This window comes from Variovorax sp. WS11 (assembly GCF_010499245.1).
Lineage (GTDB): Bacteria > Pseudomonadota > Gammaproteobacteria > Burkholderiales > Burkholderiaceae_C > Variovorax.
Genome location: NZ_JAAGOW010000001.1, coordinates 512,025 through 537,033 on the forward strand (window position 1 = coordinate 512,025; position 25,009 = coordinate 537,033).

A 25,009-nucleotide genomic window follows, 5' to 3' on the forward strand; every position below is an offset into this window, starting at 1 on the left:
GGGCATGCTGCTGACGCGTTCACCCGGTCCCCGGCTGCGGCCCTACGTCCGCTCCCTGTGGGTGTCGGCGCCTGGCCGCAGCGCCGGCAGCCTCGCCACGCCGCCGCGCGAACATGTGCTGCCGACCGGCGACATGCATCTGGTGCTGCGCCTCTCCGGCCCGCCACTGCGGCTGTTCGCCGGGGCGGCGGATACGGCGGGCTACACCGTGGGTTGGGCGATCGTCGGCGGCGCTCGCTCGGCCTTCTATGCGCGCGACGTCTCGGTCGCGACCGGCTCGGTGGGCGCGCAACTACGGCCCGGCGCGGCACGGGCGCTCTTCGGCCTGCCGGCCGGCGAGCTGGCCGAACGCCACACGCCGCTGGAAGCACTCTGGGGCGACCGCGCCGCGCAGGAGGCGCTGGAGCGGGTGCACGCGGCCGGCAGCCCCGAAGCCCGGCTCGCCGCCTTCGAGACCCTGCTGGCCGAGCGCCTCGCGCCACAGCCCCAGGCCATGCATCCGGCGGTGGCCCGGGCCCTGGCCGGGCTGGGCGGCGGCGTGCCGATCCGCGTGCTGGTGCAGGCCAGCGGCTACAGCCACCGGCGCTTCATCACGCTGTTCCGCGACGCGGCGGGCCTTGCGCCCAAGCAGCTGCAGCGGGTGCAACGGCTGCAGCGTGTGATGGCGGCCGGACCCGGCACGCGCGCCCTGCCCTGGGTGGAATTCGCACTGGAGGCCGGCTACAGCGACCAGTCGCATTTCAACCGTGATTTCCTGGAGATCGCGGGCATGACGCCGCAGGCCTACCGCCGCGCTGCGCCGGCCTCGCCGAATCATGTGCCGGCCGGGTTCAATTTCGTCCAAGACGGTGGGGCCGGGCCTTCGCAGAATCGCGGCCAGACCCACCATCCCAAAGGAGTCCTCGATGGCCATCCATGAATTGTTTGCCTACCTTTGCGTGAACGACACCGCCAAGGCGATCGCCTGGTACGGCGAGGTGTTCGGCGCGACCGAGAAATTCAGGCTGACCGAGCCCAGCGGGCGCATCGGCCATGCGGAACTCGACTTCGGCGGCACCACGCTGATGCTGTGCGACGAGTTTCCCGAGTACGGCATCCGCGGCCCCTTGAGCACCGGAGCGACCTCGGTCACGATCCACCTGCACGTGGACGATGCCGATGCGATCGTCGAGCGCGCGCAGAAAGCCGGCGCCACGCTCGAGATCGCGGTGCAGGACCAGTTCTACGGCGAGCGCTCGGGGTCTTTTCGCGATCCCTTCGGTCACCGCTGGAACATCGGCCACAGCATCGAGCAGCTGTCGACCGAGGAGATGCAGCGCCGCTACACCGAGATGATGAAGCCGAAGTGAGGCTTCGGACGCCTCAGCTTTTCAGACCGACCACTTCTCGATCAGCTTGTCGGCGCCCATCGAGTCGTAGCCCTCGAAGGGCTGGTGGATCCAGGGGTTGGTGGCCAGGTACTCGACCGAGTAGTCGGGCGTGAAGGTCGAGATCGCCTTGGTCCAGATCACGGCGCTGCGCAGCTCGGTGATCGGCTGGTAGTTGCTCTTGAGCATCTCCACCACCGCGTGCAGCGTGTGGCCGGAGTCGGCCAGGTCGTCGACCAGCAGCACCCGGCCCGCGATCTCGCCCTTGGGCGTGGTGATGTAGCGGGCGATGTCCAGGTGCCCCTGGATCGTGCCGGCATCGGCGCGATAGGAGCTGGTGGACATGATGGCCAGCGGCTTGTCGAAAATGCGCGACAGCACGTCGCCCGGCCGCATGCCGCCGCGGGCGAGGCACAGGATGGTGTCGAACTGCCAGCCCGACTGGTGCACCTTGATCGCGAGCTTTTCGATCAGGTTGTGGTACTCGTCATAGCTCACGTACAGGTGTTTGCCGTCTTCGGTCAGCATGGGAAGCCTTCTCCTCGGGGGGTGGTCGTTCGTCAGTCAGTCGGCCAGGTAGGGGTGCCGCATCATGATCGTGTGATCGCGGTCCGGGCTGGTCGACACCATGTGGATCGGCACGCCCGTGACCTGCTCGATGCGCTGCAGGTAGAGCCGCGCATTGACCGGCAGCTTGTCGTACTGGGTGATGCCCACGGTGCTCTCGCTCCAGCCTTCCAGGGTTTCGTAGACCGGCTTGCAGCGCGCGATCTCGTCGGCGCCCAGCGGCAGGATGTCGGTGTACTCGCCGTCGAGCTCGTAGCCGGTGCACAGCAGCAGCTCCTTCAGGCCATCGAGCACGTCGAGCTTGGTGATGCACAGGCCGGAGAGCCCGTTGACCTGCGCCGAGCGCTTGAGGAGCGCGGCGTCGAACCAGCCGCAGCGGCGGCTGCGGCCAGTGGTCACGCCCTTCTCGGCGCCCACCGTGCTCAGGTGCCAGCCGACGGTGCCGGGCTTGTCCCATTCGAGCTCGGTCGGGAAGGGTCCGCCGCCGACGCGCGTGCAATAGGCCTTGGTGATGCCCAGGATGTAGTGCAGCAGGCCCGGCCCCACGCCCGCGCCGGCCGCGGCGTTGCCGGCCACGCAGTTGCTGGAGGTCACGTAGGGGTAGGTGCCGTGGTCGACGTCCAGCAGCGTGCCCTGCGCGCCCTCGAACAACAGGTTGGCGCCTGCACGATGGGCGTCGTTCAGCTCGCGCGAGACGTCGGCCATCATGGGCTTGAGCAGTTCCGCGTGGCGCATCGCCTCGTCGTAGACCGCATCGAACTCGATCGCCGGCGCACTCAGCACCTGGGTGAGCACATGGTTGTGCAGCTCGAGCAGCACGCGCAGCTTGGCGGCGAAGCGTTCCGGGTGCTTGAGATCCTGCACACGCAGCGCGCGGCGCGCGATCTTGTCCTCGTAGGCCGGGCCGATGCCGCGGCCGGTGGTGCCGATCTTCTCGATGCCGCCCTTCTCGCGGTAGGCCTCGCGCGCGATGTCCAGCGCGGCGTGGAAAGGCAGGATCAGCGGGCACGCCTCGCTGATGCGCAGGCGCGAACGCACCTCGACGCCGGCCTTCTCCAGCCCCTCGATCTCCTCGAAGAGCTTGGCCGCCGACAGCACCACGCCGTTGCCGATGTAGCACTTGACGCCGGGCCGCATGATGCCGCTGGGGATCAGGTGCAGCGCCGTCTTCACGCCGTTGATGACCAGCGTGTGGCCCGCGTTGTGGCCGCCCTGGAAGCGGACCACGCCCTGCGCGCTCTCTGTCAGCCAGTCGACCAGTTTGCCCTTGCCCTCGTCGCCCCATTGGGTGCCGACGACGACCACGTTTCGTCCGGTGGTAACGCTCATGATGTTTCGCTTTTGAAGATTCAGATGGCTTGGACTTTCCACTGCCCGCCGTGCTCGACCAGCTCGCGGTCGCAGTGGAATTCGTCGATCTCGCTCTCGTGGCCGGGCAGTGCGCAAACCACGGTCTCGCCCTGGCTGCGCAGCGCGGCAATGGTCTGGGCGAGCCCCTGGGCGTCGCTCCAGGGCGCGCGGATCGCGGCGCGCAAGGGCCGCGCCGGCAGCACGCCCACCAGCTCGCGCACGTCGAGGCTGAAGCCGACGGCCGGGCGGTTGCGACCGAAGATCGCGCCCACCTCGTCATAGCGGCCGCCGCGCACCAGCGCGTCGCTGGCGCCTTCCGTGTAGATGCCGAAGCGCATGCCGCTGTAATAGGCATAGCCGCGCAGGTCGGCCAAGTCGAAGCTGACGCGAGCGCCGGCTAGGCGCTGGGCCAACTGCTTCAGATCGGCAAGCGCCTGGCGCATGCCGGCCGTATCGGGCAGGGCCTTGGCCGCCTCGTCCAGCACCGCGGCGTCGCCATAGAGATGCAGCAGCGCGAGCAGGCCCTCGCGCGCCGCGGCGGGAAAGTCCGCCGTGATCTCGCGCAGGCCGCTGGGGTCCTTGGCGGCCAGGGCCGCGTGCACGCGCGCGATGCTCGCCGCATCGACCGGCACGCCGGCGAACAGCGCACGCACGATGCGCGCATCGGCCAGGTCGACGATGACGGGGTGGCGCACTCCGGCCGCGCGCAGGCAGTCGAGCGCGAGGCGCAGCACTTCGGTGTCGGCCTCCAGGCCGGCATGGCCGTAGATCTCGGCGCCGAACTGCAGCGGCTCGCGGGTCGCGTGCGGGCGGTCGGGCCGGGTGTGCAGCACCGGCCCGCAATAGCAAAGGCGCGCGACGCCGCGGCGGTTGAGAAGGTGGGCGTCGATGCGCGCAACCTGAGGCGTGGTGTCCGCGCGCAAGCCCATGCTGCGCCCGGAAAGCTGGTCCACCAGCTTGAAAGTCTGCAGGTCCAGCGCTTCGCCGGTGCCGGAGAGAAGGGACTCCAGATGCTCCAGCAGCGGCGGCATCACCAGCTCGCAGCCGTAGCCACGGGCGGTGTCGAGCAGCTGGCGTCGAAGTTCTTCGATGTGACGCGCCTCGGAGGGCAGCACATCGGCAATGTGATCCGGGAGGACCCAGGCGGACATGGGGATCGGGGGCGTGGTTAAACCCGGATTCTACCGGGCCATCGCGGCCCGCCTTCCCGCGTCGAAACCGGCCTCAGGCGAGGACCCAGAGCAGAAAGAGGCCCAGCAGGATGCTGCAGAGCCCGAAGAAGCGCAGCTGCCCGTCGCGCAACTGCATGAGCTGGCCGAAGCCGCGCCGCCAGCCGCCGGGCGAGACGAAGGGCAGGATGCCCTCGATCACCAGTACCAGCGCCAGCGCGCTCCAGAAGGTCTCTGCGCTCACGCCCGAACGCTGCGCCTAGCGGCGCCCCGCTGCCGCCGCTCCACCCGAGCTCTGCATCGCGCGGAAGAAGTCCGACGAAGGGTCCAGCACCATCACGTCGCTCTTCTTGTTGAAGCTCTGCTTGTAGGCATCGAGGCTGCGGTAGAACTGCGCGAACTGCGGGTCGCGGCCGAAGGCCTCGGCATAGGCCGACGCGGCGCGCGCATCGCCCTCGCCCTTGATCTTCTGGGCGTCGCGGTAGGCATTGGCCACGATCACCTCGCGCTGGCGGTCGGCGTCGGCGCGGATCTTCTCGCCCTCGGCGAAGCCGGTGGAACGCAGCTCGTTGGCCACGCGCTTGCGCTCGGCCTCCATCCGGCGGTACACCGACTCGGTGATCGCTTCCACGTAGTCGACGCGCGTGACCCGCACGTCGATGATGTCGATGCCCCAGGGCTTGGTGCCCTTCACCACGGCCAGCATCTCGCGCTGCACGTCGTTCATGAGGGCTTCGCGGCGGGTGGAGATCAGGTCGCGCACGGTGCGCTTGTTGACGTTCTCCTGGAAAGCGTTGCGCACCACGCGGTTGAGCTGCACGGCGCCCGCGTTCTCGTCGAGGCCGACGTTGCGGATGTATTCCGAAGGGTTGGTGATGCGCCATCGCACATACCAGTCGACCACCACGCGCTGCTTCTCGAGCGTGAGCATGGGCTCGGGATCGAGGCTGGACAGCGTGAGCAGGCGCTTGTCGATGTACGACACATTCTGGAAGGGCGGCGGCAGCTTGAAGTTCAAGCCCGGCTCGGTGATCACTTCCTTGATCTGGCCAAGGGCGTAGACCACGCCGAACTGGCGCTGGTCGACCACGAAGAGCGTGGAGCTCAGCAGCGCGAGCGCCACCAGGACCGACGAAACGATGAAGCCAAGTCTGTTCATTGTTGTGTTGCTCCTCAGCGCACGTCGCGGTCACGCGAGCGGCCGTCGCGCGCACGCGCGTCGTTGGGCGGGACGACCGGGATGACCGACGACTGCGGCGGCGCGGTGCCGGCCACGTTCGGGCTGGCGCCATCGGCGGGCGCGCCGGCCGCGCTCTGGGTAATCAGCTTGTCGAGCGGCAGGTACAGCAGGTTGGAGCCCTGCTTGGAATCGACCAGCACTTTGGTGGTGTTGGTGTAGATCTGCTGCATGGCGTCGGTGTACATGCGGTCGCGCGTGACCTGGGGCGCGCGCTGGTACTCGGCCAGCACCGCGCTGAAGCGCTGTGCGTCGCCCTGTGCCTGGGCAACGATCCGGGCTTTGTAGGCCTCGGACTCTTCCTTCAGGCGCGAGGCGGTACCGGTGGCGCGCGGCACCACGTCGTTGGCATAGGCTTGGGCCTCGTTCTTGGCGCGCTCGCGCTCCTGGCCGGCCTTGAGCACGTCGTCGAAGGCGGCCTGCACCTGCTCCGGCGGACGCAGCCCGCCCTGCTGCAGGTTGATGCCCACCACCTCGACGCCCACCTTGTAGCGGTCCAGGATGGTCTGCATCAGGGTGCGCACGCGCGGCGCGATCTGGTCGCGCTCCTCGGCCAGCGCCGCATCCATCTTCATCTTGCCGACCACCTCGCGCACCGCCGTCTCGGCCACCTGCACCACCGCATCGGTCGGGCTCTTGCTCTCGTAGAGGTAGGCGCGCGCGTCGCTCAGGCGGTACTGCACGGCGAACTTGATCTCGACGATGTTCTCGTCCTCGGTGAGCATGGCCGACTCGCGCAGGCCGGTCGATCGCACGATCGAGTCGCGGCCGACGTCGATGGAGCGGATCTGCGTCACGACCACGACCTCGTGGCGCTGGATCGGGTACGGCAGGCGCCAGTTGAAGCCCGCTCCCACGGTCGTCTTGTAGCGGCCGAACTGGGTGATCACGGCCTGGTGGCCTTCGTTGACGATGAAGAAGCCGGTGCCCAGCCAGATCAGCACGGCGACCGCCGCCACCAGGCCCAGGCCGACGCCCGCGTTCTTCATGTCGGGTTTCATGCCGTTGCCGCCATTGCCGCCGTTCGGACGGCCGCCGTTGCCACCGCGGCCGCCGCCGAACAGGCCGCCGAGCTTTCGGTTGAAGTCGCGCCAGAGCTCGTCGAGATCCGGCGGCCCCTGGTTCGGCCCCTGGCCGCGGGGGCGGTTGTTGTTGCCGGAAGATCCGGAGTCGTCGTCGGGGCGGTTGGCATTGGGGCGGTCGTCTTTCGAGGACGGCTCGTCGCCCCGGCCCCAACGCCCGTCATTCAGGTTGAACATGCCCTGAAACCGTCTCCACACTGGCTTTGCATTCATTCGATCTCTTCTCTGGTCAGTGAGGGGATTGTGCCAATCCGCCGGCGGCATCGTGCAATTCGGTGTCCGGCTCTGGGGTCATGGCTCCGGAGACCGACGGTGCGCGCCGCGCGAGCTCGGCCCGCAGCGCCGGCACGCCCTCGCCCGTGTGGGCGCTCAGGAAGATGCGCGACACCTGCGCGCCGTCGAGCTCAATCTCGTCGGCGAGCGCGAGCGGCCGCTGCGCAGCCTCGAGCGCGTCAAGCTTGTTGAAGACCAGGAGCTGCGGCACGGTGTCGGCGCCGATCTCGCGAAGCACCGATTGCACCTCGGCCATCTGCTCGGGATGGTGCGGATTGGAGGCGTCCACCACATGCAGAAGCAGGTCGGCGTCGACCGCCTCCTGCAGGGTGGCCTTGAAGGCGTCGATCAGGCCGTGCGGCAGGTCGCGGATGAAGCCCACGGTGTCGGAGATCGACACCTTGCGGGCCGCGTCGCCCAGGTACAGGTGCCGCGTGGTGGTGTCCAGCGTGGCGAAGAGCTGGTCGGCCGCATAGGCGCGCGCCTTTACCAGCGCATTGAACAGCGAGGACTTGCCGGCGTTGGTGTAGCCGACCAGCGAGATGTTGAAGGTGTCGCGTCGCTCGCGCTGGCGCCGCTGGGTGCCGCGCTGGCGCTGCACCTTGGCGAGCCGGTCGCGCGTGCGCCGGATGGCGTCGCCGATCATGCGGCGGTCGAGTTCGATCTGCGTCTCGCCCGGGCCGCCGCGCGTGCCGATGCCGCCGCGCTGGCGCTCCAGGTGGGACCAGCGCCGCACCAGGTGCGTGCTCAGGTATTGCAGCCGCGCCAGCTCGACCTGCAGCTTGCCCTCGTGGGAGCGCGCACGCTGGGCGAAGATCTCGAGGATCAGGAAGGTTCGGTCGTACACCGCGACCCCGAGCTCGCGCTCGAGGTTGCGTTGCTGCGCCGGGCTCAGGGCTTGGTCGAAGATCACCTCGCCGGCGCCGTGCAGGTCGGCCAGTTCGCGGATCTCTTGGGCCTTGCCGCTGCCGACGAAGAGCGCCGCATCGGGCGCCCGCCGCTTGGCGATCAGGCGCGCGACCGGTGAGAGGCCGGCGGTCTGCGCGAGCAAGCCGAGTTCCTCGAGTTCGCCGTCGAAATGGGGCAACCCGAAATCGACGCCGACGAGAACGACGGCACCGTCTTTCCGGGAATTCAGTTCAGACAAGCGGAATCAATGGGGAGAAAGCGCGGCGGGCGAGCCGCCGCGCTCCGTGCACTCAGGCAGCAGCTTCGTCGCTCTCGTTCGCCGAGAAGTTGACGGCCCGTCCCGGCACGATGGTGGAGATGGCGTGTTTGTAGACCATCTGGGTCACCGTATTGCGAAGCAACACGACGTACTGATCGAAAGACTCGATCTGCCCTTGCAGCTTGATGCCGTTGACCAAATAAATGGAAACCGGCACGTGCTCTCGACGCAAGGTGTTCAGAAAGGGGTCTTGTAGAAGTTGCCCTTTATTGCTCACGATATTCTCCGTGTTCAAGAGTAGTTGTTGGACCGGTCACCTTAACACAGCACTTCCGCACTGCAGCACGAAACCCTCATAGCCCCCAAAAAATAACGGCACTTCAGAGGTGGAACTTCGGGCGCCGGCACTGCTCGCGCCGCCCGACCGCGCCCCGGAATGCGGCACGCGCTGCACCACTCACAGCCTCTCAGCCTTCCTTGTCCGCGTACGGATTGTGCGAGGTCTTGAATTCGATGCGCAAGGGCGTGCCGACCAAGTCGAACTCCTTGCGGAAGCGCCCCTCGAGAAAGCGCCGATAGGCCTCGGTGACATGCTCCAGCGAGTTGCCGTGGATGATGATCACCGGCGGGTTCATGCCGCCCTGGTGCGCATAGCGCAACTTGGGGCGGAACATGCCCGACTTCTTGGGCGTCTGGAACTGCACGGCCTCCAGCAGCAGACGCGTGAGCACCGGCGTCGACATCTTGCGGGTGGCAGACTTGTGGGCCTGCGCAATGGCCTGCCACAGCGGGCCCAGGCCCTGGCGCCGGGTGGCCGAGATGAAGTGCAGCGAGGCGAACTTCAGGAATGCCAGCCGGGTCTCGATCTGGCGCTGGATCTGCTCGCGCTGGTAGCTGTCGACCGCGTCCCACTTGTTGATCGCGATCACCACCGCGCGACCGCTCTCCAGGATGTAGCCGGCGATGTGGGCATCCTGATCGGTTATGCCCAGGGTGGCGTCGATGAGCAGCAGCACCACGTTGGCCGACTCGATGGCCTGCAGCGTCTTGACCACCGAGAACTTCTCGATCGCCTCGAACACTTTGCCCTTGCGCCGGAGACCCGCCGTGTCGATCAGCTCAAAGCGCTGGCCGTTGCGCTCGAAGGGCACCGAGATCGCGTCGCGCGTGGTGCCGGGCAGATCGAAGGCGACCAGCCGCTCCTCGCCGAGCCAGGTGTTGATGAGGGTGGACTTGCCCGCATTGGGCCGGCCTGCGACGGCCAGCTTGATCGGCTTGTTGACGTCGTCTTCCTCGTCCTCGTCGTCCGGCTCGGGCAGCGCCAGCGGCTCGAGCGCGAGCTCGACCAGACCGCGGATGCCCTGTCCATGCGCGGCCGAGACGCCGTGCACCTCGCCGAAGCCCAGCTCGTAGAACTCGGCAAGCCGTGCGTTGTCCTTCATGCCCTCGGCCTTGTTGGCCGCCAGCACACAGGGCTTGCCGAGGCGGCGCAGCTCGTTGGCAATGTCGTGGTCCTGCGCCGAGACCCCCTCGCGCGCATCGACCACGAAGATCACGACATCGGCTTCGGCCACGGCCTGGCGGGTCTGCTTGGCCATCTCCTTGAAGATGCCGCTGCCCGCGTCGGGCTCGAAGCCGCCGGTGTCGATGACGATGAACTCGTGCGGGCCCTGGCGGCCATTGCCGTAATGGCGGTCGCGCGTGAGGCCGGCAAAGTCGGCGACGATGGCGTCGCGCGTCTGGGTCAGGCGGTTGAACAGCGTCGACTTGCCGACGTTGGGGCGCCCGACCAGCGCAATGACGGGTTTCATGGTCGAGCGCTCGCTGCGTTATTCAGGCCGAAAGCCGAAGACGCCGCCGTTGCGCGTGACGACCACAACCGTGTTGCCCGAGAGCACGGGCGCCGCGGCGATGGCCGAGCCATCGGGCGTCAGGCGGTTGAGCGGTGCGCCGTCCTCGCGCGAGATCACGTGCACGAGGCCCGTGCTGTCGCCGATGACGAGCGAGCGCCCGACCGCCAGCGGCGAGGTCAGCACGCGGTACTTGAAGCGGTCGATCTGCCAGGCGCGTTCGCCGTCGTTGCGGCGCCAGGCCACCACGTTGCCGTTCTCCTCGGTGCCGTAGATGAAGCGGTCGTCGCCGGCGACGCCGTCGGCGCCGTTGGCCGGCTTGCTCCACAGCAGCGTACCGCGCGAGGCGTCGACGCAGCCGACGCTGGCGTAGTAGGCGCGCGCGCAGACGGAGTCGCCGACGCGGCTCACGCTGCCGGTCAGGTCGACCAGGCGCTCCACGTCATTGGTGCCGCGCGGCGCGGCGATCGGCGATTCCCAGCGCGACGTGCCGTTGGCCGGGTTGATGCCGACCAGCCGGCCGCCGACGCCCGCCACCAGCGTGTCGCCGACGGCGATCAGCACGCCGGAGCGCTTCAGCACCAGGTTCTCGGCGGTGCGCGTCTGCGACCACAGGCGGCGGCCGGTCTGGCCGTCCCAGGCGCTGGTGGTGCGGTCCGCGGTCTGCACGAAGACGCGGCGGCCGGCCACCAGCGGCGCAGTGAACGACTGGGCAGGGAGGCGCTGGCGCCACAGCACCTTGCCGCCTTGCAGCGCGACGAGTTCGTTGCCGTTGGTGATCACGGCCACCAGCGAGCCGTCGCTGCCCACGCCGGCCGACAGCGGTGCGCCCACGCTGGCGCGCCAGGACTCCTGGCCCGAGCGGGCGTCGATCATGACCACCGTGCCGTCGCTGCCTGCCACCGTCACCATGTCGCCGCTCACGTCGGTGGTGAGCGGGAACTCCACCTTCGGGATGCGAATGTTCCAGGCCTGCCGCACGCCGAGCACCGCCTGGTTGGGCGCCAGCTCGGCGGGCTTGGGCTTGGGCGTGCCGGAGCAGGCCGCAAGCGCGGCGGCGGCGAGCGCGGCAGCCCCGGCGCGCAGGAGGGAGGCAGGAAGCATCGAACGCTGGCTGAAATTCATGGTGTGGTCTTGGCGGGAGATGCGGTGCCGGCCGAGGCCAGGCTCTTGGGATCGACGCCGACCGCGTTGAGCTTGATCTCGACCAAGCGGCGGTACTCGTTGCCCGGCGGGAAGGCGGTCCAGGCCTTGCGGTACTCGGCCTTGGCCTCTTCGCGCTTGCCTTGGGTCATGTAGATGTCGCCCTTGCGGTCGGCCGCGAGGGCCTCGAATTCCTTGGGCATGCTGCCCGAGAGCTGCTTGAGCGCTTCGTCGTAGGACTTGGCCTCCAGCAGCTCGCTGGCGAGGCGCAGCCGGGCGACGGCTTGGTAGCCGGCGTCTTCGCCGTGCTCCGCGACCCAGGCGAGCGCCGCGCGCGAGGCCTCGGCATTGCCCTTCTCGTGCAGCACGCGCGCGGCCAGCAGGCCACCCTGCTGGCCATAGGCGGTGCCGGCGAACTTGCTCTTCATGTCGGCGAGTGCGCGCTCGACACGCGCCGTGTCGCCGGCCTGCGCGCCGCGCTCGAGCTCGTCGTAGAGCGCCGAGGCGCGCGCCGACTGCTCGCGCTGCCAGTACTGCCAGCCGGTCCAGGCCAGGAAGGCACCGGCCGCCAGCACCACGACCCAGGTGATCAGCGTGCCGTAGGTGTTCCAGAAATGCTTGAGCTGGTCGAGCTGTTCCTGTTCTTCGAGATCGAGATGGGTGGCCATGCGCTGTCAGTTGTTGGGAGCCGGGGATTGTAGGGTGGCGGCCCAGGCGCCCGGATCGGCCAGCGGGCGGGCGACCTGGGCCCCGGTGCCGTCGCGCAGCGCCTTCACCGTGAGTTCGCCGCGCGCCAGTTCGTCGGCGCCGAAGATCAGCGCATAGGTGGCGCCGCTGCTGTCGGCCTTCTTGAACTGCGACTTGAAGCTGCCCATGCCGTCGGCCGTGGCGGCATGCATTTGCACCCGCACGCCGGCCTCGCGCAGTTGCTGCAGCGTGCGCAGCGCGACCGGCATCGCGGCCGCGTCGGGCACCACCGCATAGGCGTCGGGCGCCGGCACGGGGATCGCGGTGCCCTGCTCCTTCACCAGCTCGAGCACGCGCTCCACGCCGATGGCCCAGCCCACCGCGGGCGCGGGCTTGCCGCCGAGCTGCTCGAACAGGCCGTCGTAGCGCCCGCCGGCGCACACCGTGCCCTGCGAGCCGAGCCGGTCGGTCACGAACTCGAAGACGCTGAGGTTGTAGTAGTCGAGGCCGCGCACCAGGCGCGGATTGACGGTGTAGGCGATGCCGTTGGCATCGAGGATGGCCTTCAGCCCGTCGAAGTGCGCCAGCGACTCGGCGCCGAGAAAGTCGATCAGCTTCGGCGCCGCGTCCACCATCGCCTTCATCGCCGGATTCTTGGTGTCGAGGATGCGCAGCGGATTGCTGTGCAGGCGGCGCCTCGCGTCCTCGTCGAGCTGGTCGGCGTGCGCCTCGAAGTGCGCAATCAGCTGGGCCCGGTGCTGCGCGCGCTCGGCCGGCTGGCCCAGGCTGTTGATCTCCAGGCGCACGTCGGTCAGGCCGATGGCCTTCCACAGCGCGCTCGCCAGCAGGACCAGTTCGGCATCGACGTCCGGCCCGGCGAAGCCCAGCGCCTCGACGTCGATCTGGTGAAACTGGCGGAAGCGCCCGCGCTGCGGCTTCTCGCGCCGGAACATCGGCCCGATGGCCCACAGGCGCTTGCCGCCGTCGTAGAGCATGTTGTGCTCGATCGCGGCGCGCACGATGCCGGCGGTGTTCTCGGGGCGCAGCGTCAGGTGGTCGTTGTCGCCGTACTTGTCGGAGCGGTCGTGGAAGGAGTACATCTCCTTCTCGACGATGTCCGTGACCTCGCCGATGCCGCGCACGAACAGCGCCGTGTGCTCCAGGATCGGCGTGCGGACATTGCGGTAGGCGTAGCGCAACATCAGCTCGCGCACGACGCCCTCGAGCCATTCCCAGCGCGCCGATTCCGGCGGCAAGGTGTCGTTCATGCCTTTGACGGCATTCAGTTTGTCAGCCATGGGTGTGAATGCTCAGGCGGGTTGCGCAGCAGGCGCGCCGCCGAAGCGTTTCTCGACGTAGTTTTCGACCAGTTGATGGAACTCGGCGGCGATGTTCTCGCCGCGCAGCGTGAGCGCCTTCTCGCCATCGATGAAGACGGGCGCGGCCGGCGCCTCGCCGGTGCCGGGCAGGCTGATGCCGATGTCGGCGTGCTTGCTCTCGCCGGGGCCGTTGACGATGCAGCCCATGACGGCCACCTTCATCGTCTCGACCCCCGGATACTTGGTGCGCCAGACCGGCATCTGCATGCGCAGGTAGTCGTCGATCTGCTTGGCCAGTTCCTGGAAGGTGGTGCTGGTGGTGCGCCCGCAGCCGGGGCAGGCGGTGACGCTGGGCACGAACACGCGCAGACCCAGGGCCTGGAGGATTTCATTGGAAATCACCACCTCCTGCGTGCGCGATTCGCCGGGCTGCGGCGTGAGCGAGACGCGGATGGTGTCGCCGATGCCTTCCTGCAGCAGGATCGACAGCGCGGTCGCCGAGGCCACCGTGCCCTTGGTGCCCATGCCGGCTTCGGTCAGGCCCAGGTGCAGCGCGTAGTCGCAGCGCTTGGCCAGCTCGCGGTAGACCGAGATCAGGTCCTGCACGCCGCTCACCTTGCAGCTCAGGATGATCTGGCTGCCCGCCATGCCCATCGATTCGGCGAGCTGCGCCGAGCCGATGGCCGAGCTCACCAGCGCTTCGTACATCACTTGCTTGGCGTCCCAGGGCTCGGCACGGCGGCTGTTCACATCCATCAGGCTGGCCAGGAGCTCCTGGTCGAGGCTGCCCCAGTTCACGCCGATGCGCACCGGCTTGTTCCAGCGCATGGCGGCATCGATCATCTGGCCGAACTGGCGGTCGCGCTTGTCGCCCTTGCCCACGTTGCCGGGATTGATGCGGTACTTGCTGAGCGCCTCGGCGCAGGCCGGGAAGTCGGTCAGCAGGCGGTGGCCGTTGTAGTGGAAGTCGCCGATCAGCGGCACGTCGACGCCCATGCGGTCGAGCTGCTCGCGGATGTAGGGCACCTGCGCCGCGGCCTCGGGCGTGTTGACGGTGATGCGCACCATCTCCGAGCCGGCCTGCGCGAGCTCCTTGACCTGGATCGCGGTGCCGATGGCGTCCACCGTGTCGGTGTTGGTCATCGACTGCACCCGCACCGGCGCATCGCCGCCGACGGTGACGGTGCGAGGGCCCCAGACCACGCTGGCCTGGCGGGAGCGGCGCGCACGCGGCGCGGCCGACTCGATGGGGAGGCAGTTCTGGTCCATCACCGTGTCATCGTTCATGGCTTCACCTCGAAACGGGCCACACCGCCGCCGCGCGTTACCGGCTTCAGGTCGAAGGCCTTGCCGCGCACCTGCACGTCAACGCCCGAAGCACGGCCGACGACCACCGACAGGGGCAAGGCGCCGCCCAGGCCGACGGTCTCGCCGGCCTGCACCGTGCGGCGCAGCAGAGATTTGCCGGTGGAATCGTTCACCGTGATCCACGAGTCCTCGCGCGCGACGAAGACGATCAGGTCCGCGCCGGCGCTCGCCGGGGCCTGGACCGCCGGTGTCGCCGCAGCGGGCGCCGGCACCGCCGGGGTCGCGGGGGAAGGGGCTGCCGCCAGCGGGACCGCAGGCTGAACCGCCTCGACGACACTGCCGACTTGGCCACGCACTGCCGGCGCCTGCGAGGCTGGCACGGAAGCCTCGCTCGTCTCGGAACGGCTCATGATCTGCGAGATCGCCTCGCCGACGCGGTCGAAGATCGATTGCGGCAGCCAGAACAGCACCGCCGCGCCGATCAGCAGCAGCACGACCACCGTCAGCAGCGCACGCGACGGAAGGCCGCTCGAGGCGTTGCCGGCGCGCACCTGCGAAGGCAGGGCCTTGCTCATGGTCCGGTCTGCCTGCGCCAGGCCCGCGGGCTGCGCGCCGGGCAGCTTGGCCAGCACCGGCGCCGGATCGATGCGCAGCGCGCGGCACACGCTGGCGGCCAGCGCGCGCGCGAACACCGGATCGGGCAAGGCCTCGATGTCGTCGGACTCCAGCGCGGCCAGCTTCTGCGGCGTGACCTTGAGCGCGGCGGCGACCATGTCGAGGTGCAGGCCGTGCGCCTCGCGCGCCTGGCGCAGCATGTCCCCGGCGCTCATGTGGGTGCTGTCGCCGGACATCAGGGGTACCGCAGCGGAGGCCCCGAACTCGCTCGCCTTCTCAATCATTGAAGTTGCCGCGCTCATAGGCACCAGCCTCGCGCGATTGGGGGAAGCGCCGCTGCAGCTGGCCGGCGAGCTGGGTGACCGCATCGCGGTTGTTGAGACGGCGCTCGACCTTGATGCCCAGCCACAGCGTCTCGGCGCTGGCCGAGGGCCCGTTGTTGATGCGGCGGATATAGAACTGCGCACGCGACCAGTCCTCGCGCTGCGCCAGCAGCGAAGCCAGGTTGTAGCCGATCACCGGGTTGCCGGCGTCGAGCTCGTAGGCCTGCGTCAGGCTGCGCTCGGCCTCGGTACGCTGGCCGGCGCGCACCTGGCACACGCCCTGCGTCATCAGGGTCTTTGCGCGGTCGCCGTAGCTGGGAATGGCGAGGGCCGCCGAGAACTGCTGCTGCGCATCGCCGAAGCGGTTCTGCTGGCACAGAAGCCAGCCGTAGTTGTGCAGCGCGTTGGCGTCGCGCGGGTTCAGTGCAATCGCACGGCGGAAGCTGTCCTCGGCCAGGCCGGCATCGTCCAGGCGCATGTAGACCAGGCCGCGCAGGTTGTAGGCGTCGGCGAAGGTCGGATCGGCGGCCAGCGCCTGCTTGATCTCGTCCAGCGCGACCGTGGGCTGCCCCTGCTCGAAGTAGCCGACGGCCAGCTCGATGCGCAGGCGGGCGCGCTTGCGGGCATTGCCTTCGTCCGAGTCCGTCATGATGCCGGCAGCGTTGCCGGCCGTGCTGGCCACGCCGGCATCCTTGGTGGCGCAGGCGGCGAGCAGGACTGCCGCCGCAACGCCGAAGAGCGCTTGCATCATCCGCTGCTGCGCGGTCGAAGGGGCCTTGATCATCGATTCATCGCTCCTGGGCGGTGGAAGGGGCGGGTTTCTTGCGCGCCGGGTGCAGCACCACGGTGCGCCGCTGCGCCATGCGCTGGGCGGCGTTGGTACGGTCCCTCACGTCGCCGGCCAGTTGGCCGCAGGCCGCGTCGATGTCGTCGCCGCGGGTCTTGCGCACCGTGGTCACGATGCCGGCTTCGCTCAGGAGCTTGGCGAAGGCGAGCACGCGCGGCTGCGGCGAGCGCAACAGTCCGGAGGCCGGGAAGGGGTTGAAGGGGATGAGGTTGAACTTGCAGGAGATGCCCTGCGAGCGCACCAGCTCGACCAGCTGGCGTGCATGTTCGGGCTGGTCGTTCACGCCGTCGAGCATGCAGTACTCGAAGGTGATGAAGTCGCGCGGCGCATGCGCCAGGTAGCGCTGACAGGCCTCCAGCAGCTCGACCAGGGGGTATTTGCGGTTGAGCGGCACCAGGTCGTCGCGCAGCGCATCGTTGGGCGCATGCAGCGACACGGCCAGCGCCACCGGGCAATCGGCGCCGAGCCGGTCGATCATGGGCACCACGCCGGAGGTCGACACCGTCACCCGCCGGCGCGACAGCCCGTAGGCGTTGTCGTCGAGCATGGTGCGCAGGGCCGGCACCAGCGCTGCATAGTTCTGCAGCGGCTCGCCCATGCCCATCATCACGACGTTGGAGATCACGCGTTCGTCGCGCTTGAGGTGCTTGCGCAGGAAGTGCTCGGCGAACCACAGCTGGGCCACGATCTCGCCGGTGCTCAGGTTGCGGCTGAAGCCCTGGTGGCCGGTGGAGCAGAAGCGGCAGCCCACGGCACAGCCGGCCTGCGAGGACACGCATAGCGTGCCGCGGTCGTCCTCGGGGATGAACACGGCCTCGACCGCATTGCCGTCGCCGACGTCGAACAGCCACTTGATGGTGCCGTCGGCCGATTCCTGCTGCGTGAGGACCGGCAGGGCCTCGACGCGCGCGCTGCCCGCGAGCTTTTCGCGCAGCGACTTCGCGAGGTCGGTCATCTGCGCGAAGTCGCTCGCGCCGCGCTGGTGGATCCAGCGGAAGAGCTGGGTGGCGCGGAAGCGCTTCTCGCCGAGCTTTTCGCAGAACGCGGCCAGCCCCTCGAGATCGAAGTCGAGCAGGTTGGCCGTGGTCATTGCGCGGGGGAAGGCTCCGCCTCAGCGGGCCTTGAGCTCGGGGAAGAAGAAGGCGATTTCAACCTTCGCGGTTTCGACGGCGTCCGAACCGTGGACGGCGTTGGCGTCGATGCTGTCCGCGAAGTCGGCGCGGATGGTGCCCGGGGCGGCCTTCTTCGGGTCGGTTGCGCCCATCAGGTCGCGGTTCTTGGCGATGGCGTCCTCGCCCTCGAGGGCCTGCACGAACACAGGGCCCGAGATCATGAAGCTGACCAGGTCCTTGAAGAAGGGGCGCTCCTTGTGCACGGCGTAGAACTGCTCGGCGTCGGCCTGCGACAGTTGCACCAGCTTGGCGGCGATGATCTTGAGGCCGGCGGCCTCGAAGCGGGAGACGATCTTGCCGATGACGTTCTTCGCCACGGCGTCGGGCTTGATGATGGAGAGGGTGCGTTCGATGGCCATTGAAGTGCTTTCTTGAGTGCTTGGATTTCGATGAGTTCCGTCAAGCCGCAGCGACACGCTGCGCTCCCTTGACAAAGCCTCTGATTTTAACCGGCGCGGCCATCACCGCCCGTGACGGGCGGGTGAACAAGCCGCAGCCGATCGCGGATTCAGCGGCCGCGGCGGCGACCGCCGCCTTGCCCGCCGCCCTGCCCGCCGCCTTGCCCGCCGAAGTTGCCGCCGGAGGCCTCCCCCCGCCACCGCGCCGCGGGCCGGAGCGCTGCTCCTTGCGCTGGCGCGAGAAGTCGGCACCGATGTAACCCAGCGAGGTCTTCATCGGATCGGGCTGGTTGCCGCCGCCGCCGCCCGGCGCCCGGTCGTCGCGCTTGCCGCCCTGGCGGTTACCGCGTCCCTGGCCCTGGCCCTGCCCCCGTTGCCCTTGCGGCATGCCGCCGTTGCCGCCGCGGCCACGGGCACCCGGCCCGCTGGTCAGCGGATTCGGGATCGGCGGCTCGCGGCCCTCGGCCTGCGCGCCGCCGCCGCCGCCGCCGTTGCGGTTGCCGCGGCGCTTGCGGTTCCGGTTGTTGCGGCCGCCGCCTTCCTGGCCAACGTTCTTTGGGCCAGGGCCGCGCGCGGGACGCTCGGCACCCACCGCCTGGAACAGCGCGCGGATGTCGCGCTCGTCCAGCTCCATCCAGGCGCCGCGCTTGAGCCCGCGCGGCAGCACCATGGCGCCGTAGCGGATGCGGATCAGGCGGCTGACCGCATGGCCCACCGATTCGAAGAGGCGGCGCACCTCGCGGTTGCGGCCTTCGGAGATGGTGACGCGGTACCAGCAGTTCGAGCCTTCGCCGCCACCGTCCTCGATGGTGCCGAAATGCGCCATGCCGTCGTCGAGGCGCACGCCTTCGAGCAGGCGCTGCTTCTCGTCGTTGCTCAGCGCGCCCAGCACCCGGACCGCGTACTCGCGTTCCAGGCCGAAGCGCGGATGCATCAGCTGGTTGGCCAGCTCGCCCGAGCTGGTGAAGAGCAGCAGGCCCTCGGTGTTGAGGTCGAGGCGCCCGACCGACTGCCACTTGCCCTGCGGGAGGCGCGGCAGCTTGCGGAACACGGTGGGACGGTTCTGCGGATCGTCGTGCGTGACGACCTCGCCGACCGGCTTGTGATAGGCGATCACGCGCGCCGGCGGCGGCGCGATGCGGTAGCGGATCGGCTTGCCGTTGAGCTTGACCTGGTCGCCGAACTGGATGCGCTGGCCGATGTGGGCCGGCTCGTTGTTGACCGAGATGCGGCCCTGGAGGATGAGCTGCTCCATCTCCAGCCGCGAGCCCAGCCCGGCCTGCGCCAGCACCTTGTGCAGCTTGGGCGAGTCGGCTTCGGGCAGCAGCACGCGCTTGAGCGGGGGCACTTCCGGGCTGTCCTCGTCGGCGTCGAACTGGCCGGAGACGACGTCGACGAAACGGATCGGCTCGGGCGGCGGCGCGTTGCGCTGCTCGCGCTCGGCGGCACGACGGGCGCGGTCGAGGTCGTCTTCCTCCTCGTCCGGCTCTTCCTCTTCGTCCTCTTCGTCCTCTTCGTCCTCTTCGCGCTCTTCTTCCTCTGATTGGGCGACCACCGGCGCCTGGGCCTCGGTCGGCTCGACCGGTGCGACCGGTTCAATCGGTGCCGGTGCAACGGGCGCGGCCGGCACCTCGGCAGTCTCGACCACTGCCTCGGGCGTCGCGGCATCCTCGACCGCCACCTCAGGCGCCGCGGCCTCCTCGGTCACCGCCTCCGGTGCCGGGTCGGCCGGCTTGCTGCGGCGCGGCCGGCGCTTGCGCGGCGCCTCGCCCGCGGGCTGCGCGCTGTCTTCGGTCGGCTGCGCGGGCAAGGCCGCCGCCTCTTCTTCGGACACGGGTGCGGCCGGCAGCATCGCTGCGTCTTCAGGATGGGATGGGCTCATGGTCGGGTTCCGGAACGAACAGCGGGGGTGTCTTCCTCGTCGGCCTCGACGTCGGGTGTGGGGGTGAACGAGGATTGGAGCTCGGGCTCCGGCTCGGGCTCGGGGTCGGCGGCCACGACTTTCGCGGCGTCGTCGAGCTCGGGTTCGGGAGGCGCTTCGGGGAGGCGGGAATCCTGGGCTTCAGGCTCCGCCTGGGCTTCGGGCTCTGCCGGGGATTCAGCCTCCGCCTGGGGTGCAGGCTCGTCAGCAGGCTCGGGGACCGGCTCCGCCGAGGCCTCGGGCTCAGGCCCTGCTTCATCGACCGCAGGCGCAGGCTCGTCGATCGGCAGGCCGGGCTGCCGGTCGGCGGCCGCCGCCAGGGCATTGACCAATCCGGCCTGCTGGGCCGGCGTCTCGATCACCGGCAGCTGGTCGAGCGACTCCAGGCCGAGATCGTCGAGGAACTGGCGGGTGGTCGCATAGAGCGCCGGACGGCCCACGGTCTCGCGGTGGCCGATCACCTCGACCCAGTTGCGGTCTTCGAGCTGCTTCAGGATCAAGGAGTTGATGGTGACGCCACGGATGTCTTCCATGTCGCCGCGGGTGACTGGCTGACGGTAAGCGATGATCGCCAGCGTCTCGAGCGCGGCGCGCGTGTAGCGCGGCGGCTTTTCGGGGTGCAGGCGATCGAGGTGGTCGCGCAGCTCGGGTCGGCTCTGGAAGCGCCAGCCGTTGGCCACGCTCACGAGTTCCAGGCCGCGCTGCGACCAGTCTTCCTGCAGTTCGTGCAAAAGCGTCTTGATCGTGTCGGCGCCCAGCTCGTCGTCGAACAGCACGCGCAGTTCGCGCACCGGCAGGGGCTGGGTCGAACAGATCAAGGCGGTTTCGAGAATGCGCTTGGCATCCGCCGTATTCATGGTTCGCGGTATCCGGGAAAAGGCGCCTTGCAGACGCTTGTTTTTCAGAAGGATGGAAGAAGGCGCTGCCGGCACTCGGGCGATGGACAGCGAAGCCGGCATCGGTCGCCGGCGCGGCCCTCGGGGCCGTCAGGCGCGATTGTAATCCAGCCCCCAGGCCTGCATAGCCTGTACCAGATCGGGCGGCGGGGCGGCCAGGAACTTCATGGGCGCGCCCGTGACGGGGTGCACGAAGGCGAGCCTGAAGGCATGCAGGGCCTGCCGCTCCAGGCCCGCCGCAGCGGCCCCGCCGTAGAGCGCGTCACCCACCAGCGGATGGCCGATGGAGGCCATGTGCACGCGGATCTGGTGGGTGCGCCCGGTCTCCAGCGTGCAGCGCACCGTACAACCCTGCTCGTTGCTGTCCAGCGACTCGATCAGCGTGCGCGCGGGCTTGCCCGGGTGCCGCTCGAGGTCGACCGCGGCCATGCGCAGCCGGTTGCGGGGGTCGCGCCCGATCGCGGCGTCGACGTGGCGCGCGGCGGCGCCCTGCCAGCCGCGATGCGCGAGCGCGAGGTACTGGCGCTTGACGTCGCGCGCAGCGATCAGCGCCACCAGCGCATCCATCGCGGCGCGGCTGCGCGCCACCACCATCAGGCCGCTGGTGTCGCGGTCCAGCCGGTGCACGATGCCCGCGCGAGGCAGCAGCGCGGCCCGCGGGTCCAGCGCCAGCAGGCCATTGAGCAGCGTGCCGCTCCAGTGGCCCGGCGCGGGGTGGACCACCAGGCCCGCCGGCTTGTCGATGATGCGCAGGTGCTCGTCCTCGTGCACCACCGTGATCGGCATAGGCTCGGGCTTGAAGGCCTGGCTCTGTGGCGTGGGTCGCAGCTCGATGCTGCCGATCTCGCCGGCATGGACTGTGGCGGCGGCCTTGGTCAGCACGCGGTGCTGGAGCTCGACCGCGCCGGCCTCGATCAGCTGCTGCAGGTAGCTGCGCGAGAATTCGGGCACCAGCGCGGCCAGCGCGCGGTCCAGCCGCTGCCCGTGCTGCGCCTCGTGAATGAGGAAGCTGCGGGTCTCGCTGGGCTCATGGGGCTCGGCGCCCTCGTCGTGCTCGACCCCGTCCGGAAGTTCGCCCAGGGGGGTGGCCGATATAATTGAAGGCACTGTTTTCACGAAAGCCTGATGTAATGCGTCGCGTCAAATTATCGGTTGTCCCCGCCTGGCTGGCCTTGTGCTCGGCCGCATGGCTGATGGCCGGCTGCTCGTCGACCTCGGTCGACAAGACCGCGAACTGGAGTCCCAATCGCATCTACTCCGAAGCCAAGGAAGAAGCGAGCTCCGGTGCCTACGACAAGGCCGTGCCCCTGTTCGAGAAGCTCGAAGGCCGCGCCGCCGGCACCCCGCTCGCCCAGCAGGCGCAGCTGGACAAGGCCTTTGCCCAATACAAGTCCGGCGAGAAGGCGGCCGCCATCTCGACCCTCGACCGCTTCATGAAGCTGCACCCGGCCAGCCCGGCGATGGACTACGCGATCTACCTCAAGGGCGTGATCAACTTCAACGATGACCTCGGCATGTTCGGCTGGCTGACGCGCCAGGATCTGTCGGAGCGCGACCAGAAGGCGGCCAAGGAATCCTTCGAGTCCTTCAAGGAGCTGGTCAATCGCTTCCCGGAGTCGCGCTACACGCCCGATGCGCGCCAGCGCATGAACTACATCGTGAACTCGCTGGCCCAGTACGAGGTGCACGTGGCGCGCTACTACTACACGCGCGGCGCCTACCTGGCGGCCATCAACCGCGCGCAGCTCGCGCTGGCGGACTACCGCGAGGTGCCGGCGCTCGAAGAGGCGCTCTACATCATGGTCCAGTCCTACGATGCGCTCGGCATGACCGACCTGCGCGACGACGCGAAGCGCGTGCTGACCACCAACTACCCGAAGAGCGAATACCTGACGCGCGGCTTCCGTGGCAAGGACGACCCCTGGTGGAAGCTCTGGTAACGCAACGAAAAAAAGGCCCGATCCGGGCCTTTTTTTATTTCAGCGCGTGAGTTCGAGCAGCGCGGCCTCGAAGGCGCCCTCGTCCTCCAGCCGCCGCATCGGCGGCAAGGCGGCCAGCAGCCGGCGCCCGTAGCCCATGGTCGCGAGCCGGGTGTCGCAGATCGCCAGCACGCCGCGGTCGGTCTCGCGCCGGATCAGCCGGCCGGCACCCTGCTTGAGCGACACCGCCGCCTCCGGCAGCGAGTAGTCGCCGAAGGCGCTGCGGCCCTGCGATTCGAGGCGCTGCGAGCGCGCCTCGACCAGCGGATCGTTGGGCGGCGGAAAGGGCAGCTTGTCGATCACCACCAGCTGCAGGGCGTCGCCGGGCGCATCGAAGCCCTCCCAGAACGAGGCCGAGGCCACCAGCACGCAGCCCGCGCGCCCGTGGGCTGCCCCCTCGCGGAAGCGCTCCATCAGCACCCGCTTGGGCAGCTCGCCCTGCACCAGCACCTCGGGCCTGCGCGCGGCGTCCATGGGCTCGAAGTGCTGGCGGATGGCGTCGCCGATGGTGCGCAGCGCGCGCAGCGTGGTCGTCAGCACCAGCGTTCGCCCGCCCAGCACGGCCGCACCCTGCGCGGCGAGCCGGGCGACCTGCGCGCTGTGCGCCGGGTCGTTGGGCTTGGGAAAGGCGCGCGGGACGTAGAGCGCCGCCTGGCGCGCGTAGTCGAAGGGACTGTTCACGCGCAGCACCTCCGCGTCCTCGAGGCCGCAGGGCTCGGTGAACCAGCGCAGCTTCGGGTCGTCGCCCAGCGTGGCCGAGGTGAAGACCCAGGCGCGGCCCTGCTCCTGCGCGTCGCCCTGCCCGGTCTTGAGCACCCGTGTGCGCACCGCCTCGGCGATGTCGAGCGGCGACTCGACCAGCCGCATCTGCGTGCCCACGTCCACCCAGCGCACCGACTCCGGCGCGCAGGGCTTGGCGAAGCGCGCCGCACGCTCGGCGAACTGTTCGGCGCGCTCGTGCAGCCGCACGAAATCGGGCGAGAGCTCGCTGACCGTGTCCAGCCCGCGGGCCGCCTCGACGAAGGCGTGCTTCAGCGCGTCGAGCGCCTCCTGCCATGCATCGGCCGGGACGCCCTCCGGCGCCGTGCCGGCCCAGCGCAGCTTGGCCCCCGGCCATTGCTTGCCCACAGCCAGCCGCAGTTCCCGGGCGCCGCGCTCGGTCGCGGCGACCAGTTGCTGCCAGTCGACCAGGCCGCGCGCGTGCTGCAGGCCCGCCGCGAGCATGTCGCGCGCGAAGTCCAGCGCCTGCCCGCTGCCCAGCTGCACGCCGAGGAACTGCACGCCGGTCTCGTTGAGCTGGTGGGCCTCGTCGAAGACCACCACGCGCACGCTCGGCAGCAGCTCCGCCATGCCCGATTCGCGCACCGCCAGGTCGGCGAAGAACAGGTGGTGGTTGATGACCACCACGTCGGCCGCCATGGCCTCTCGGCGGGCCAGGTTCACATGGCAGGGCTTGAACTGGGGGCACTGGGCGCCGAGGCAGTTCTCGCGGGTGGAAGTGACCAGCGGGATCAGCGGCGAGCGCTCATCCAGGCCCGGCAGCTCGGCCAGGTCGCCGGTGCGCGTGGCCTTGGACCACTGCTCGATCTTTGCCAGCGTGCGCAGGCTGCTGCGCTCGGGCAGGGAGGCGTCATGGCGCGCCTGGTCGAGCCGGTGCAGGCACAGGTAGCTGGCGCGGCCCTTGAGCAGCGCGGTGCGCAACGGCAGGCCCAGCGCCTCGACAAGCCGCGGCAGGTCGCGGCCGAAGAGCTGGTCCTGCAGGGTCTTGGTGGCGGTCGACAGCAGCACCCGCTCCCCGCTCAGCAGCGCAGGCACCAGGTAGGAGAAGGTCTTGCCGACGCCGGTGCCGGCCTCCACCACCAGCACGCCGCCCTGGTCGATGGCGCGGGCCACGGCCAGTGCCATCTGGGTCTGGCCCTCGCGTTCGCGAAACTGCTCGGCGGCCTGCGAGAGCACGCCGTCCTGGGCGAAGGCGGCCTGGACTTCGGCCGCCAGGTGGCCGCTTTCCCGCGGCGCGCGGCCGGGCTCGACGGATGCAGCGTCCGCCTCGAAGTCCTCGGGCCAGTCGACGATGGACATCAGGCGGGCTCTTGGGGGTCGAGCAGGCACTCCAGCCGCACGATGCGGTCGCGCAGGGCCAGGCGCTTCTTCTTCAGCCGGCGCAGCAGCAGCTCGTCGCGTGGCTCGATGACTTCGGCCAGCCGGTCGATGGTGGCATCCAGGTCAGCATGCTCGATGCGCAGTTCGATCAGCTGGCGGGAGAAGGAATGGAGATTGGAGTCCAAGGGATGACGCAAAGACGTGACGGAGTGCTCTCCGGCTTCGCTCGGGTTGACTC

The 25,009-nt window shown here is 69.3% G+C and carries 25 protein-coding genes; 3 read left to right on the forward strand and 22 right to left on the reverse strand.

Translation table 11 applies throughout. The features are described from left to right. Window positions 1–4: 4 nt before the first annotated feature. On the forward strand, window positions 5–919 hold the full coding sequence (locus GXN78_RS02735; protein WP_106558222.1) for an AraC family transcriptional regulator: 915 nt from the start codon (window positions 5–7) through the stop codon (window positions 917–919). Further along, entirely contained in the window at window positions 906–1,349 is a 444-nt protein-coding gene (locus GXN78_RS02740) for a VOC family protein (RefSeq protein ID WP_106558221.1), read from the forward strand. The genes GXN78_RS02735 and GXN78_RS02740 overlap by 14 nt, the downstream gene beginning before the upstream one ends. A gap of 21 nt (window positions 1,350–1,370) precedes the next feature. On the opposite strand, the gene GXN78_RS02745 is transcribed toward GXN78_RS02740, so the two are convergent. The 20 genes from GXN78_RS02745 to GXN78_RS02840 all read right to left on the reverse strand — a co-directional run bounded on the left by GXN78_RS02745 (window position 1,371) and on the right by GXN78_RS02840 (window position 21,799). After that, a complete protein-coding gene (locus GXN78_RS02745) occupies window positions 1,371–1,895 on the reverse strand; it encodes a phosphoribosyltransferase (RefSeq protein ID WP_106558220.1) in 525 nt (174 codons plus the stop codon). A gap of 36 nt (window positions 1,896–1,931) precedes the next feature. Further along, a complete protein-coding gene (locus GXN78_RS02750; protein WP_106558219.1) occupies window positions 1,932–3,263 on the reverse strand; it encodes an adenylosuccinate synthase in 1,332 nt (443 codons plus the stop codon). 20 nt (window positions 3,264–3,283) lie between these two features. Beyond that, complete coding sequence (locus GXN78_RS02755; protein WP_106558218.1) at window positions 3,284–4,435, reverse strand: ATP phosphoribosyltransferase regulatory subunit; 1,152 nt, start codon at window positions 4,433–4,435, stop codon at window positions 3,284–3,286. A 73-nt stretch (window positions 4,436–4,508) separates the two neighbouring features. Beyond that, window positions 4,509–4,697, reverse strand: coding sequence for a DUF2065 domain-containing protein (locus tag GXN78_RS02760; protein ID WP_106558217.1), 189 nt, complete (start codon window positions 4,695–4,697; stop codon window positions 4,509–4,511). Window positions 4,698–4,712: 15 nt separating this feature from the next. Continuing rightward, window positions 4,713–5,612, reverse strand: coding sequence for a protease modulator HflC (gene hflC, locus GXN78_RS02765; protein ID WP_106558216.1), 900 nt, complete (start codon window positions 5,610–5,612; stop codon window positions 4,713–4,715). A gap of 14 nt (window positions 5,613–5,626) precedes the next feature. Continuing rightward, a complete protein-coding gene (gene hflK, locus GXN78_RS02770; protein WP_106558215.1) occupies window positions 5,627–6,949 on the reverse strand; it encodes an FtsH protease activity modulator HflK in 1,323 nt (440 codons plus the stop codon). 52 nt (window positions 6,950–7,001) lie between these two features. Then, on the reverse strand, window positions 7,002–8,192 hold the full coding sequence (gene hflX, locus GXN78_RS02775) for a GTPase HflX (RefSeq protein ID WP_106558214.1): 1,191 nt from the start codon (window positions 8,190–8,192) through the stop codon (window positions 7,002–7,004). Window positions 8,193–8,244: 52 nt separating this feature from the next. Continuing rightward, complete coding sequence (gene hfq, locus GXN78_RS02780; RefSeq protein ID WP_181360597.1) at window positions 8,245–8,508, reverse strand: RNA chaperone Hfq; 264 nt, start codon at window positions 8,506–8,508, stop codon at window positions 8,245–8,247. A 172-nt stretch (window positions 8,509–8,680) separates the two neighbouring features. Further along, window positions 8,681–10,024 (reverse strand): ribosome biogenesis GTPase Der, encoded by a 1,344-nt coding sequence (gene der / locus GXN78_RS02785; RefSeq protein WP_106558213.1) that lies wholly within the window; start codon window positions 10,022–10,024, stop codon window positions 8,681–8,683. Window positions 10,025–10,042: 18 nt separating this feature from the next. After that, window positions 10,043–11,188, reverse strand: coding sequence for an outer membrane protein assembly factor BamB (bamB, locus tag GXN78_RS02790; RefSeq protein WP_106558212.1), 1,146 nt, complete (start codon window positions 11,186–11,188; stop codon window positions 10,043–10,045). After that, the gene (locus tag GXN78_RS02795; RefSeq protein ID WP_106558211.1) at window positions 11,185–11,874 is read right to left on the reverse strand and encodes a tetratricopeptide repeat protein; all 690 of its coding nucleotides are present in this window, start codon (window positions 11,872–11,874) and stop codon (window positions 11,185–11,187) included. The genes bamB and GXN78_RS02795 overlap by 4 nt, the downstream gene beginning before the upstream one ends. A gap of 6 nt (window positions 11,875–11,880) precedes the next feature. Continuing rightward, entirely contained in the window at window positions 11,881–13,191 is a 1,311-nt protein-coding gene (gene hisS, locus GXN78_RS02800) for a histidine--tRNA ligase (RefSeq protein ID WP_106558210.1), read from the reverse strand. 12 nt (window positions 13,192–13,203) lie between these two features. Then, a complete protein-coding gene (gene ispG, locus GXN78_RS02805; protein ID WP_239142581.1) occupies window positions 13,204–14,499 on the reverse strand; it encodes a flavodoxin-dependent (E)-4-hydroxy-3-methylbut-2-enyl-diphosphate synthase in 1,296 nt (431 codons plus the stop codon). After that, the gene (locus GXN78_RS02810; protein WP_106558209.1) at window positions 14,496–15,419 is read right to left on the reverse strand and encodes a helix-turn-helix domain-containing protein; all 924 of its coding nucleotides are present in this window, start codon (window positions 15,417–15,419) and stop codon (window positions 14,496–14,498) included. The genes ispG and GXN78_RS02810 overlap by 4 nt, the downstream gene beginning before the upstream one ends. Continuing rightward, window positions 15,412–16,242: a type IV pilus biogenesis/stability protein PilW gene (pilW, locus tag GXN78_RS02815; RefSeq protein WP_106558208.1), complete on the reverse strand. Its 831-nt coding sequence runs from the start codon at window positions 16,240–16,242 to the stop codon at window positions 15,412–15,414. The genes GXN78_RS02810 and pilW overlap by 8 nt, the downstream gene beginning before the upstream one ends. 4 nt (window positions 16,243–16,246) lie before the next feature. Continuing rightward, window positions 16,247–17,395, reverse strand: a complete 1,149-nt coding sequence (gene rlmN, locus GXN78_RS02820; RefSeq protein ID WP_106558207.1) for a 23S rRNA (adenine(2503)-C(2))-methyltransferase RlmN — start codon at window positions 17,393–17,395, stop codon at window positions 16,247–16,249. Window positions 17,396–17,416: 21 nt separating this feature from the next. Then, window positions 17,417–17,836, reverse strand: a complete 420-nt coding sequence (ndk, locus tag GXN78_RS02825) for a nucleoside-diphosphate kinase (protein ID WP_106558206.1) — start codon at window positions 17,834–17,836, stop codon at window positions 17,417–17,419. 40 nt (window positions 17,837–17,876) lie between these two features. Further along, a complete protein-coding gene (locus tag GXN78_RS02830) occupies window positions 17,877–19,757 on the reverse strand; it encodes a pseudouridine synthase (protein ID WP_164255348.1) in 1,881 nt (626 codons plus the stop codon). Beyond that, the gene (gene scpB / locus GXN78_RS02835) at window positions 19,754–20,653 is read right to left on the reverse strand and encodes an SMC-Scp complex subunit ScpB (RefSeq protein ID WP_106558204.1); all 900 of its coding nucleotides are present in this window, start codon (window positions 20,651–20,653) and stop codon (window positions 19,754–19,756) included. The genes GXN78_RS02830 and scpB overlap by 4 nt, the downstream gene beginning before the upstream one ends. A 129-nt stretch (window positions 20,654–20,782) precedes the next feature. Further along, window positions 20,783–21,799 carry an RluA family pseudouridine synthase gene (locus GXN78_RS02840; protein WP_239142788.1) on the reverse strand — a complete coding sequence of 339 codons (1,017 nt, stop codon included), beginning with the start codon at window positions 21,797–21,799 and terminating at the stop codon, window positions 20,783–20,785. 23 nt (window positions 21,800–21,822) lie between these two features. Here GXN78_RS02840 and GXN78_RS02845 point away from each other — a divergent pair, with 23 nt between their 5' ends. Beyond that, window positions 21,823–22,632, forward strand: a complete 810-nt coding sequence (locus tag GXN78_RS02845; RefSeq protein WP_106558203.1) for an outer membrane protein assembly factor BamD — start codon at window positions 21,823–21,825, stop codon at window positions 22,630–22,632. Window positions 22,633–22,671: 39 nt separating this feature from the next. On the opposite strand, the gene GXN78_RS02850 is transcribed toward GXN78_RS02845, so the two are convergent. After that, window positions 22,672–24,750 carry an ATP-dependent DNA helicase gene (locus GXN78_RS02850; protein ID WP_106558202.1) on the reverse strand — a complete coding sequence of 693 codons (2,079 nt, stop codon included), beginning with the start codon at window positions 24,748–24,750 and terminating at the stop codon, window positions 22,672–22,674. Next, entirely contained in the window at window positions 24,750–24,956 is a 207-nt protein-coding gene (locus tag GXN78_RS02855) for a DUF465 domain-containing protein (RefSeq protein ID WP_106558201.1), read from the reverse strand. The genes GXN78_RS02850 and GXN78_RS02855 overlap by 1 nt, the downstream gene beginning before the upstream one ends. Window positions 24,957–25,009 lie beyond the last annotated feature (53 nt).